Below are 11714 nucleotides of genomic sequence, written 5' to 3' on the forward strand. Positions count from 1 at the left end.
GAGTTCTCGACGCCGGCCGCCTCTCGGCGGCTTTGGGCTTTCTTCACCCTGGACAATCCGCTCAAAGCGGCGCCGCAGCCGGCACACCCAGCCCGGCGAAACGCCGATTGCGGCGGCGGTTTGCCGTAGGGTCAGCCCCAGTTCCAAGGGCAAGACGACCGCTTGCGCCATCTTCAACTCATCAACATTCCGGGCCGTCTCCAGAACCGCTTTGGCCTGCGCCAACACGGCCCGTCCACTCGCGGGTCTCGCCATGGCCGTTCACATCTGAAAGAACAGGCCATATTGTTACCCTTATGATCGCGAAATGGAATAAGAAGCTGTCTTCAAACGTCACGAGCGGCGTCAGGGCAAGGCGCGAAAGGGCGAAAAACCGGAGTGTACACGAGCGTACATGAGGATTTTGAGCCCTTGAGCAACGCCGGCATGGTGGCGCGCAGTAGTTTGAAGGCAGCTTCTAAGAGTCGCCGCTGTTCCGGCGCGATGGCTTTCCGCTGGGGTTCGGCATATCGCGCTGCTACAAACGGCTTCTTACTACGCCGGGGCCACAGGACACCGGTAAGTGTGCGCTCTCACCCGCACCTGGATTTCCTCACGGATTGGTGAGAGCCAGCATGTCCCGCTTATCCGCCCCCGACGGTAACGGCTGCGTCCTATCTGCGACCCATGCCGCGATATCGCCCCAAGGTTGAGCGGCCCCCAAATCCCGCAGCAGCAAATGGTAGCCCTGCTCGTAAAAGGCCACGCGGGCGCTCCCGATCTTCGATAACTTCTTCAGCATTACGGAAACCGGCTCTTTGGGTATCACTTGATCCCGTTCGCCGTAGAGGAGCAAAACCTCCTTATGTAGCCGGTCGACCCGCGATAGAGCCTCGTCCATAAGATTGACCAGCCCGTAAATCGCGTCGACCCGGGTTTCTTTTATGACCAGGGGATCGCGTCCGAGTCCGCGCAGCATCTCGATATTGTCCGAAGGAAGAATTCCCAGGCTTTCTCCGGTCAACTGCAGCCAGGGCACCGTATTTACAGAAACCGAGAGCAAAACCCGCTGGTACCAGGGCATGGTGTCCCGGCCCCAGACCGCCGGCGCCGAGAGGATGATTCCGTCGGCCGCGGGAGGCCGCTCCGACGCCATCGTGACTATCGCCAAGGCTCCGCCCATGCTCTCGCCGAGGATGAAGACGGGTTTGCCTGAATGATGCTCCCCTACCAATCGGGTGAATTGCCTAAGATCATCGGCATAGGCATCCATTCCGGCCCATAGGCCCCGCCCCGGCGCATTTCCGAAACCCCTCTGATCGTACGCGTACAAGGCAATGCCGTGCTCGCTCAGGTAGCGGCCGGGCATGGCGAAGGCGTTGCTGTAATCGTTGAAACCGTGGAGCGCCACGATGACCGCCTTGGCTTCGCCGTTTTCGGGCAGCCAGGATCGCACCGGCAAAACGGTACGGTCTGCGGCAACAAAATGGGCTTTGCGAAGCTGCGGTTTGACTTTATCCGTTCCCGTAGGATGAGTGAGCGGCGTACAGCCGCCGAGCAACAGGCATGGAAAAAGCACGAAACAGGACAAATGAAGGACTTTCAGATTCATGGCTAGAGCCGGCAGGTATTACAGGACGGACCCTATATTACCTTTGATCAAGAAGGTTCGCAGGGGTTGCTCGAATTTTTGTTTTACCCTCGACCGATATATTGAACAGTGTTCATTTATGATCTAGACTTTCTCCCGGAGGTGAACATCAATGCTTAAAACAATTATTCGCTGGATTCTCGCCCGGCTGTTTCGCATCAAGCTCATTGGCCTCGAAAATTACCGAAAGGCCGGCGCTCGCGTGCTGATCGCCGCCAATCATTCTTCCTACCTCGACCCGATCCTGTTGTGGGCCTTTTTGCCGGACGAGGTGACTTTCGCGATCAATACGCATATCGCCCAGCGATGGTGGGTACGGCCGGCCCTCCGGTTTGCGAAGGTGTTTCCGATGGACCCGACGCAGCCGCTTTCGGTCAAGGCGCTGACCCATTACCTGAAAGAAAACCGGAAAGCGGTGATTTTCCCGGAAGGACGCATCACGGTGACCGGAGCATTGATGAAGATTTACGACGGCGCCGGTCTCATCGCCGAAAAATCGGGTGCTACGGTTCTGCCGATCCGTATCGACGGCACCCAATACACGGTGTTTTCCCGCCTGCATGGAGTGGTGCGGCTGCGCTGGTTTCCGCCGATCACGCTGAACATTCTGCCGCCTCGAGAAGTGAATCCGCCGCCGGAAGTGGTCGGACCCGAGCGGCGGCATCAGGTCGGGCTCATGTTGTCCGATCTGATGAGCGAGATGATGTTTGAAACCAGCAATTACCGGCAGACGGTGTTCTCGGCCTTGCTCGATGCCCGAAGGATTCACGGCGGCGGACACTGCGTGCTGGAGGATGTGCAGAGGAAGCCCCTCACCTACGATCGCCTGATCGCGCAGGTCCTGGCATTGGGCCGCAAGCTGACGGAAAAAACCGAAGACGGCGAAGCGGTCGGCTTGTTGCTGCCCAACTTGAACGGCACGGTCGCCGCATTCCTGGGGCTCCAGGTCCACGGGCGCATCCCCGCCATGCTGAATTTCAGCGCAGGAACCCGCAACCTCCTGTCAAGCTGCGCCACGGCGAACATCAAGACCGTGGTCACGGCCCGGCGGTTCGTGGGCACGGCCAAACTCGAGGATGCAGTGCACGCTTTGTCCGAAAAAGCTCGAGTGATCTATCTGGAAGACCTGGGCCAGGAATTGGGGGCTGCGGACAAGATCAGGGCGCTCCTCGCCGCGCTCACCGCCGATTACTGGTACCGAGGCAAGCGCCGGCTGGACGATCCGGCGGTGATCTTGTTCACCTCCGGTTCCGAGGGTGAACCGAAAGGCGTCGTGCTTTCGCACGCCAACCTTCTCGCCAATCGCGAGCAACTCGCCGCGCGCTTCGATTTCAATGCCCAGGACACCATCCTCAACGTCCTGCCCGTCTTTCACGCCTTCGGCCTGACCGCCGGCACGCTGCTGCCGCTGCTGTCGGGCATGCGACTGTTCCTGTATCCCTCGCCGCTGCATTACCGGATCATTCCCGAAGTGGCCTACGACATCAACGCCACGATCCTGTTCGGCACCAACACATTCCTGCACGGCTACGCCAAGCACGCCCATCCCTATGATTTCTACAGCGTCCGCTACGTCTTCGCCGGTGCGGAAAAGCTGCAAGCCGACACCCGCCGGCTATGGGTCGAGAAATTCGGCCTCCGGGTGATGGAAGGCTACGGCGCCACCGAGACCGCCCCGGTATTGGCCGCGAACACGCCCATGTATTACCGGGAAGGCACCGTGGGTCGCTTTTTCCCCGGCATCCAATGGCGGGTGGAAGACGTGCCCGGCGTGGCCGAGGGCGGGCGCCTCCATGTCGCGGGCCCGAACGTAATGCTGGGCTATCTCCGCCCGGAGCGCCCCGGCGAACTGGGACCGCCGGCTTCCGGATACGGACTGGGCTGGTACGACACCGGCGATATCGTCCGTATCGACGAGGAAGGTTTCGTCACCATTCTCGGCCGAGTCAAGCGGTTCGCCAAGATCGGCGGGGAAATGGTGTCGCTGGCCGCGGTCGAAGAGCTGGCCGCGCGGATTTGGCCGGGGCCGCGGCATGCGGCGGTTACGCTGCCCGATCCCAAGAAAGGCGAAAAGATCGTACTCGCGACCGAGCACCGCGATGCGGATCGAGCCGCGTTGGCGGCTCAGGCCCAGAAAGATGGTCTCGGCGAACTCTATCTGCCCAAGGATATCCGGGTGCTCCGCGAACTGCCCCTGCTCGCCACCGGCAAGATCGATTATCCGGCGCTGACGGGCTTCGTCCGGGAAGGGAGCGAGCCATGAGCCGGGGACTTCGTTCGCTGGTCGTGGCCCAGTTTCTCTCCGCGTTCTCGGACAACGCCATGCTCTTCACGGTCATCGCGATCGTGCTGCAAACGGGTGATCGGGGCCCTTGGTACGTCCCAGCCTTGCAGAGCGTTTTCCTTGTGGCATTTGTCATGCTGACGCCCTGGGTCGGAGCGTTCGCCGACCGGCATTCGAAGCCGAAGGTGCTGATTCTGGCGAATATCGTCAAGGCGCTCGGCGGGCTTTTGATTCTGCTCGGCGTCGAGCCGCTGATCGGCTATGCCGTCGTCGGCGCGGGCGCGGCAACCTACAGCCCCGCCAAATACGGAATCTTGCCCGAACTGACCGATCACACGCAGTTGGTCAGGGTCAACAGCTGGATCGAAGGCGCGACCATTGCCGCGATCCTGCTGGGTACGGTGATCGGCGCAAAGCTCGCCGATGCCTCGATCGAACTCGCCCTTGGCTTGATCGTCGCGTTCTATGGCATTTCCGCCGCGGCCACGCTCATGCTGCCGAAATTGCCGGCGCGCGGCCCCCATGCGGTTTCGTCCCTAGCCAAGCTCGCGCATGTGATGAAAGGGCTTCTGGCTTCGGAACGCGCGCGGCTGGTGCTGTTGGCCTTGAGCCTGTTCTGGGCCTGCGCCACTACCCTGCGCGTCATTCTCGTGGCTTGGGCGCCGCAGGTGCTCAATACGCAGACCGCGGGGGAGATTGCACAATTGACCCTTTTCCTCGCCGTCGGCATCGTCATCGGCTCGGGCGTCGTCCCGCGACTCATTTCCCTGGAACACATCCGGCGCGCGCGGCTCGCAGCCTATGCGCTGAGCCTGTTTTTTCTGCTCTTGGCGGGCGTCGACAGCCTCTGGCCGGCCAGGGCGACGCTGCTTGCCATCGGCATCGCCGGCGGCCTGTTCGTAGTGCCGCTCAACGCGGCGATCCAACAGCTCGGTCATCGCACGGTCGGCAGCGGCGGCGCCGTGGCGATCCAAAACTTCTTTCAGAACGCCGCGATGCTTGTGAGCATGGGAATTTATACCTTCGCGTCGGCCCATGGCACGGGCCCGGTGGCGGCGATTTTGGCCTTGGGCGTGGCCGTCTTGGCCTTGACGGTACTCGTATCCTGGCGTCTCCCCAGGCAACCGGCTGTGTAGCGGGTTACCCTACAACTCCCCGGCGCGCCGTTCGCCTTCCGCCACGTTGACGCGCCAGAGCAGTCCGCCGCCCAGGCTGAACAGCACCAGCAACGAGAGTATCGAAAGCCGCGGTTCGCCCGTGGCGTGGCTGACGATCCCCACCAGTACGGGGCCGAGGACCGCCGCGAACTTGCTGAGCAGATTGAAAAAACCGAAGAACTCGCCGGCCTTCGCTTTCGGAATGAGGCGCGCGTAAAGCGCCCGGCTGAGGGCCTGAACACCGCCCTGAACCAACCCGATGCCAACGGCGATCCCGTAAAACTCCCATTGCTGACTCATGACGGAACCCCAAACCACCAGCAACGCGTACGCCGCGAGCCCGGCGAGAATGCCGGATTTGGCGCCGAAGCGCTGACCGAGCCAGCCGTAGGCGAGCGTTGCCGGAACGCCGACGATTTGCGTGACGAGCAAGGCCAGCATCAACCCGCCGGCGTCGAAGCCGATCGCTAGTGCATAATCCACCGCCATGTGGACGATCGTGTCCACGCCGTCGATATACAGCCAATAGGCGCCCAAGAACAGCATGACGACCTTGAGCCGCCGCACGTCCCGAAAAGTCTCCCGAAGCTGGCGCAGACCAGACCTCACCGCGGCAGTACCGCTTGCGCGCCGGGTCGGCGGCTCGCGCACGACGAACAGCAAAGGCAGGGTGAATAAGAACCACCACACGGCCACGGACAAAAACGATATCCGGACCGCGGCGGATGCATCCGCGAGGCCGAACCACTCCGGCTTTTGTGTCATCAGGATGTTGACGGCGAAGAGCGAACCGCCGCCGAGATAACCCATCCCCACCCCGAATGCGGATACATGCTCGAAGCGCGCGGGAATCGTGACCGACGGCAGCAGAGCGTCGTAAAAAACCATTCCGGTGGAAAACCCCACGAGCCCCAGCGCGAAAAGGGTAAGCGCCAATTCCCAGTCGCCCTGCTCGACCCAGAAGAGTCCCGCGGTCATGGCGATGCCGATGAATGCGCAGAGGGCGAGCAAGGGCTTTTTCCAACCGCCAGCATCGGACAGCGACCCGAGCACCGGCGCCAGAACCAGCGCGACTAGGGCGCCCACCGAACTCACCGCGCCCAACCAAAAGGTACTTTCCGTTGCCGGTAGCCCGCTCGCCCAGTACTGCTTGAAAAACACCGGAAAAAAAGCCGCCATCACGGTGGTGGCGAAGGATGAGGTCGCCACGTCATAGAGCGCCCAAGCCCATTCGCGGGAGCGGAGAGAAGTCGAGTCGGGAGTTTCCATATTGGTATTAGTCGATCTAAATCAGAAATAGCATCGGTATCGGCCTGTCGCCTACATCAAACGCAGCTTGTCGGGGTGAAACACGAGGAGCCAACCGAGCCCTATCATCAGCAAACCGCCGATGAGCGCCGTCCACTGCGAGTATTTCTGAGTCAGCTGAAGTTTGCCAAAACCCCACAACGCCAGACCGAACACCAAAAAGTCGTCCACCATGTAAAACAGGGTATAAAGCCCGATCAGCGCCTCCGTGGACCAAAATCCCAGGCGATTCATCTCGACGATCTTGGTAAAGGCTTGCGGATAGCCGATGGAACACGCGAATTCGATGATATTCACCGAAAAAGCCAATCCGATCACGGCCAAGGCGGTCACAACGCCGAACTCGCCCGAGGAGATGCGGTTGATCCGCCGCACGATGCGGGAGCGCTGTTCCAGGTTCACAACCTTGCAGGCCATTTCGGTCCCGAGCGACTTAAACCACTCGTAGAGAAAAAACAGCCCGCCGCCGATGGCCACGACACCGACCAATGGGGTGATGACCCGATCCATGCCGACGAAATCCCATACCTGAAACCACAGGTTCAGTATCAGAAAATACATCACCGTCTCAGCGACGATGAACAACCCGGCCACGGCCCACATGCGGCGCCGCGATCCGATTTGCACCAGCACGAGAAGAAAGGTCGCCAACACCCACATGGCGCACGGGTTGAAGCCGTCCAGAAACCCGAGCGTGACCGCCAGCATCGGCAACGACCAAACCGCCGCGTCGACTACGCCGAGGAACGGCAGTTTCACAAAAAAGGACGACGGTTCCGCGTCCATGCCAGCAGCCGAACCACCCAGCAAAGCCTCGAACCCCTGACCGGCGCGTCCCCGATTCTGTTCGATCAAGCGTTCTATTTGCCGGCCGGTGGTTTCCGGCGCATCGAATCCGTGTACCAAATCGGTCCCCACGATTGTAATGGGCAGCGACCAAGGCAGCTTGGAGTGCTCAACAACCGCCCTGAAGAGCTCCGCGCCGTCTTTAGTGGCGATGTCGTGGAAACGCACTTCAATGCCGGTTTCAATCCGTGTCAAAACCTCCAAAAACTCTTTTTCCGCCCGGCAGTGGGCACAATCGGAGCGAATGATGGTCTCTATCAGAACACGCTCCGATTGCGCCGGTCCGGCCCAAGACATTCCCGTTAAGAACAGCAGGATTAAGCCGATGAAGCCTATTGAGCATTTCGATATCGCTGTCATGGTTAAGAACTGGAAGGTTCGAAGTCTTAAATTTTTGCCGTCTCGCCTCATTATCGCCGCTCCATGTGCCAATTCAGTAGCAACCTGTTCGGATACCCGGTCTTGTCGAAGCCTAGGGTGGTAGATGGTCAAACTGAGTGTCCCGGAGCTTTCAGGATTATAATGATCTCTTCTTGACGAATCGGCCTGTCTGTCATGAATTTGCGCGAAGACGCTCCGTCCTTCGACATCAAAGCATTTCTGGAAACACTGACCCAGCTACCGGGCGTGTACAGGATGCTGGACGAAAAAGGCGAAGTGATTTACGTCGGCAAGGCGAAAAACCTGAAAAAGCGGGTATCGAGCTACTTTTCGACCAAGGACTGCTCGCCCAAACAACAAGCCATGGTGGCCCGAGTCCGCTCGGTCGACGTTAGGGTAACGCACACCGAAGGCGAGGCGCTGCTTCTGGAAAGCCAGCTCATCAAGCGCCACAAGCCGCGCTACAACATCAACTTGCGCGACGATAAGAGCTATCCTTACATTTATGTTTCAACCCATCAGCCATTCCCTCGCGTCACCTTCCACCGCGGCGCCAAGAGCAAGCAAGGCCGCTACTTCGGACCTTATCCGAGCGCCGGTGCGGTTCGGGAAAGCCTAAGACTGCTTCAGAAGATTTTTCCCATGCGCCAGTGTCAGGATTCGTATTTCCAAAATCGCTCTAGGCCCTGCCTGCAATACCAAATCGAACGCTGTACCGCGCCTTGCGTGGATCTAATCGATCGCGAAACCTATGCCCAGGACGTGCAGGATACCGCCATGTTCCTGGAAGGGAACGGCAAACGGCTGATCGACGACTTGGCGGGGCGCATGGAAAAGGCCGCGTCCGATTTGCAATTCGAGCGGGCGGCGCGCTACCGCGACCAGATCGCCACCTTGAGAACCGTCCTGGCCAAGCAGGCGGTGCACGGCGAACACGGCGACGTGGACATCATCGCCTGCGCGCTCAACGGCAATGTCGCCTGCGTTCAGATGTTGTTCATCCGCGGCGGGCAGCAGATCGGCGACCGCGCCTTCTTCCCGAGCATGATGGAAGAACACGATCCGGGCAGCATTCTGGCGGCGTTCATTCCCCAGTATTACCTCGGGAAGCATATTCCCCGTGAAATCCTCATCAGCCATTCGATCGAGGATGCCGAACTGGTGGAGGAAGTGCTCGCCACGCAATCCGGCCACTCCGTACAGATCTCCGCACGGCTCCGCGGCGAACGGCAAAAGCGCCTGCAGTTGGCACTCATCAATGCCGAAAACGCCTTGAATGCGAAACTGGCGAACCGTCAGGACCTCTACGCGCGTTTCCTCAGTCTGGGCGAGGCGTTGCACTGTCCGGAGCCGCCGAGACGCCTGGAATGCTTCGACATCAGCCATACGCAGGGCGACCAAACCGTCGCATCCTGCGTGGTATTCGACCGGCAAGGCCCGGTCAAGTCCGCCTACCGCCGGTTCAACATCGAGGGCGTTACGCCCGGCGATGATTATGGCGCCTTGGCGCAAGCGGTTTCGCGGCGCTATCAGCGAATCAAGCAAGGCGAAATCGACGCGCCGGATATCCTTTTCATCGATGGCGGCAAAGGCCAGGTCAACGCGGTGCGCGAGACTCTGGCCGAACTCGAGATGGACCGAATCCGCACCATCGGAGTCGCCAAGGGTCCCGACCGCAAGCCGGGAATGGAAATGCTCTTCCCGGCGGGATCATCAGATGCCATCATCCTGCCCAGCCACTCTCCTGCCCTGCTTTTGATTCAACAGATTCGTGACGAAGCCCACCGTTTTGCCATCACCGGGCATCGTCAGCGAAGGGCCAAAGCGAAAAAACAGTCCGCGCTCGACGATATCGCCGGATTGGGTCCAAAGCGTCGCCAACAACTGTTGCGACAATTCGGCGGCCTCAGGGAAATCAGCCGTGCCGGCGTGGACGCATTAAGCAGCGTCGAGGGCATCAGCGATCAGTTGGCAAAGCGCATTTACGAAACGTTTCACGAGAGAGAAAGCTGAAGATGGAGTTAAACCTCCCCACTAACTTGACGTTACTTCGGATCGTCTTGATTCCGGTCCTGGTCGTCTTTTTCTATCTGCCGTGGAGTGGCGCCCACATCGCCTGCGCATTGGTTTTTGCCATCGCCGCCGTTACCGATTGGTTGGACGGCTATTTAGCCCGCAAAATGAGCCAAACCACCCGCTTCGGTGCATTTCTCGATCCGGTAGCCGACAAGTTGATGGTGGCCGTCACGCTGGTCTTGATCGTACAGGCGGACCCCAGCCCTTATGTGGCTATCGCCGCGGCGGTGATCATTGGGCGCGAAATTACGATCGCCTCCCTGCGCGAATGGATGGCGGAAATCGGAGAGCGCAAGAGGGTGGAAGTATCCTGGCTGGGCAAATGGAAAACGACCACCCAGATGGTCTCGATCGTCACGCTTTTGCTCAGCATGGATATCTGGCTGCAATTCCTAAAGAACCTCGGTCAGTTTTTCCTGCTGATTTCCGCCATACTGACGCTTTGGTCCATGGTCAATTATCTGAAAGCGGCGCTGCCGGTCCTGAAAGGCGATGACGAAGAGTTGACAAAGAAGCCAGCGATCCATAAAATTCCAACTCTCGACAGTACGCGGGAATAGCTCAGTTGGTAGAGCACAACCTTGCCAAGGTTGGGGTCGCGAGTTCGAGTCTCGTTTCCCGCTCCAAGTTTAGAAAGCCGCGATAAGAAACGCGGCTTTTTACTTTCACGAGCCCACTTAGGCTGAGTGGCAGAGTGGTCATGCAGCGGCCTGCAAAGCCGTGGACGCCGGTTCGATTCCGACCTCAGCCTCCAATGATTCCGGGCCTTCTAAGGCTTCTTCTCCTTCTTCATCGGTTGTTTTGGCGAAAAGACTTTTCGCCATGACGGGCATTACTTTCTCCCCTACCCTGGCTCGGACATACTGACGCGTCATGTTTTCGGTGGCGTGTCCCAGTAGTTTCCTGGCTTGAGACATACTTTCGAGATCCGAAGCGGCTTTAGCGCGAAGGTCACGAAGTTGGAAGCGTTCAAAGGAAATCCCGAGTTCTTGAGCCTCCCTTTCGGCCTTGTCTCTCGCTTTGTCAAAATGACTTCGGAAGTAACCGAAGGGTTTTAAGGGTTGTCCTTTGGGATCGGTCAGGATCGTTACTTCCCGAGCTCCACGCGCTTTGATACGCTCGATGACTTCGGCCAGCTCGCCGATAAGCTCAATCCGGAGCTTGGCTTTTGTTTTTCGTTGCTCTAACCAGATAGCACCCTCTCGGATTTGATCCCATTTGAGTTTGAACACATCGGCCGGACGTTGGCCCGTTAAATATGAGAGATCAAGGGCATCTTGGATGATCGGATCGGCGTTCTTGTAAACAAGGGCGAACATTTCGTCCGTAACATAGAGCGTTCGGCCGGATTCTTTGTTCTTGGCCACACCTTGAACCGGATTCGGCTTGTTGGTGTAGCCCCATTCTCGGGCTTTGTTGAAGATCGCCGAGAATAACGCGATTTCACGGTTAGCTCTTACCTTGGCGGTTCTCGCGTCGAGATAACGCCGGATGTATTGCGGCGTGATGCTATCGATGAGGCAGTGTCCGAAGACCGGGCGAAGTTGCTTGAGTCGTTCCGAATCATCGCGTTGGGTTCGAGGGGCTTTTGTAGGACTGACCTCTTGTTCGTAGCGGTCGAAGATGTAGGACAGTGATCGAACATCGGCCGGTACTGGCTGACATTCGAGTTCTGCCCATTTCCGTTTCGCTTCGGCAAGGTTCGACCCGAGCGGCGTAAGCTTTCGCTTTCCACCTTCATCGCGCGGATGTTCGTAGTAGTGCTTCATCAAGGTTGAATTGAAGGGTAAAGATGCTTGAGCTTTATGCGCGCATTGTCGGTGGTGAAACGCCAATCGATTTTGGCGCGGACGGTATTCCGGCGGGTTTCCCAGGCAGCGACTTCGCGCGTCAGGTGCGCTTGGCTGTCCATGCGCTCGGCCAGGCACTGCCGCGCCAACACACTCAGTTCCAGCTCGGCCATGTTCAGCCAACTGCCATGTTTGGGCGTGTAGTGAATCTCCAGCTTGGCGGCGAGGCGCCGCGCTTCCGC

9 protein-coding genes, 2 tRNA genes and 1 pseudogene are annotated in these 11714 nt (G+C 59.1%); 6 read left to right on the top strand and 6 right to left on the bottom strand.

Annotated elements, in window-relative coordinates:
• On the bottom strand, positions 1-255 hold a 255-nt coding region (locus tag VEB01_RS04410), incomplete at its 3' end, for a helix-turn-helix domain-containing protein (protein ID WP_324873159.1).
• 337 nt (positions 256-592) lie between these two features.
• A complete protein-coding gene (locus VEB01_RS04415) occupies positions 593-1591 on the bottom strand; it encodes an alpha/beta hydrolase (RefSeq protein WP_324873160.1) in 999 nt (332 codons plus the stop codon).
• Between the two features lie 151 nt (positions 1592-1742).
• On the opposite strand from VEB01_RS04415, the gene VEB01_RS04420 reads away from it, so the two are divergent.
• Positions 1743-3893 carry an AMP-binding protein gene (locus tag VEB01_RS04420; RefSeq protein WP_324873162.1) on the top strand — a complete coding sequence of 717 codons (2151 nt, stop codon included), beginning with the start codon at positions 1743-1745 and terminating at the stop codon, positions 3891-3893.
• Positions 3890-5050 carry a lysophospholipid transporter LplT gene (gene lplT / locus VEB01_RS04425; protein WP_324873163.1) on the top strand — a complete coding sequence of 387 codons (1161 nt, stop codon included), beginning with the start codon at positions 3890-3892 and terminating at the stop codon, positions 5048-5050. Before VEB01_RS04420 ends, lplT begins: the two co-directional genes overlap by 4 nt.
• A 9-nt stretch (positions 5051-5059) precedes the next feature.
• On the opposite strand, the gene VEB01_RS04430 is transcribed toward lplT, so the two are convergent.
• Together VEB01_RS04430 and VEB01_RS04435 are read right to left on the bottom strand one after the other, a co-directional pair.
• Positions 5060-6340: an MFS transporter gene (locus VEB01_RS04430; protein WP_324873164.1), complete on the bottom strand. Its 1281-nt coding sequence runs from the start codon at positions 6338-6340 to the stop codon at positions 5060-5062.
• 51 nt (positions 6341-6391) lie between these two features.
• Positions 6392-7585 carry a hypothetical protein gene (locus VEB01_RS04435; protein WP_324873165.1) on the bottom strand — a complete coding sequence of 398 codons (1194 nt, stop codon included), beginning with the start codon at positions 7583-7585 and terminating at the stop codon, positions 6392-6394.
• 195 nt (positions 7586-7780) lie between these two features.
• Here VEB01_RS04435 and uvrC point away from each other — a divergent pair, with 195 nt between their 5' ends.
• The 4 genes from uvrC to VEB01_RS04455 all read left to right on the top strand — a co-directional run bounded on the left by uvrC (position 7781) and on the right by VEB01_RS04455 (position 10436).
• Positions 7781-9619 (top strand): excinuclease ABC subunit UvrC, encoded by a 1839-nt coding sequence (uvrC, locus tag VEB01_RS04440; protein WP_324873167.1) that lies wholly within the window; start codon positions 7781-7783, stop codon positions 9617-9619.
• A 2-nt stretch (positions 9620-9621) separates the two neighbouring features.
• On the top strand, positions 9622-10242 hold the full coding sequence (pgsA, locus tag VEB01_RS04445) for a CDP-diacylglycerol--glycerol-3-phosphate 3-phosphatidyltransferase (protein ID WP_324873169.1): 621 nt from the start codon (positions 9622-9624) through the stop codon (positions 10240-10242).
• Positions 10233-10308 (top strand) — tRNA-Gly (locus VEB01_RS04450). Before pgsA ends, VEB01_RS04450 begins: the two co-directional genes overlap by 10 nt.
• A 54-nt stretch (positions 10309-10362) precedes the next feature.
• Positions 10363-10436, top strand: a tRNA-Cys gene (locus VEB01_RS04455).
• A 106-nt stretch (positions 10437-10542) separates the two neighbouring features.
• Here the strand turns inward: VEB01_RS04455 and VEB01_RS23030 are convergent.
• Positions 10543-11451: pseudogene (locus tag VEB01_RS23030) on the bottom strand (tyrosine-type recombinase/integrase); the annotation flags it as partial.
• Positions 11451-11714 (bottom strand): transposase (locus VEB01_RS04460; RefSeq protein ID WP_324873171.1); only part of this gene is annotated, 264 nt, incomplete at its 5' end. The gene VEB01_RS04460 and the pseudogene VEB01_RS23030, both read right to left, overlap by 1 nt.

This window comes from Methylocaldum sp. (assembly GCF_035627495.1).
Lineage (GTDB): Bacteria > Pseudomonadota > Gammaproteobacteria > Methylococcales > Methylococcaceae > Methylocaldum.

Excerpts from the sequence above, each read along its gene's own strand:
- pgsA (WP_324873169.1), top strand. The coding sequence starts at position 9,622 with ATGGAGTTAAACCTCCCCACTAACTTGACGTTACTTCGGATCGTCTTG.
- VEB01_RS04435 (WP_324873165.1), bottom strand. The coding sequence starts at position 7,585 with ATGACAGCGATATCGAAATGCTCAATAGGCTTCATCGGCTTAATCCTG.
- lplT (WP_324873163.1), top strand. The coding sequence starts at position 3,890 with ATGAGCCGGGGACTTCGTTCGCTGGTCGTGGCCCAGTTTCTCTCCGCG.
- VEB01_RS04430 (WP_324873164.1), bottom strand. The coding sequence starts at position 6,340 with ATGGAAACTCCCGACTCGACTTCTCTCCGCTCCCGCGAATGGGCTTGG.
- VEB01_RS04415 (WP_324873160.1), bottom strand. The coding sequence starts at position 1,591 with ATGAATCTGAAAGTCCTTCATTTGTCCTGTTTCGTGCTTTTTCCATGC.
- VEB01_RS04420 (WP_324873162.1), top strand. The coding sequence starts at position 1,743 with ATGCTTAAAACAATTATTCGCTGGATTCTCGCCCGGCTGTTTCGCATC.
- uvrC (WP_324873167.1), top strand. The coding sequence starts at position 7,781 with ATGAATTTGCGCGAAGACGCTCCGTCCTTCGACATCAAAGCATTTCTG.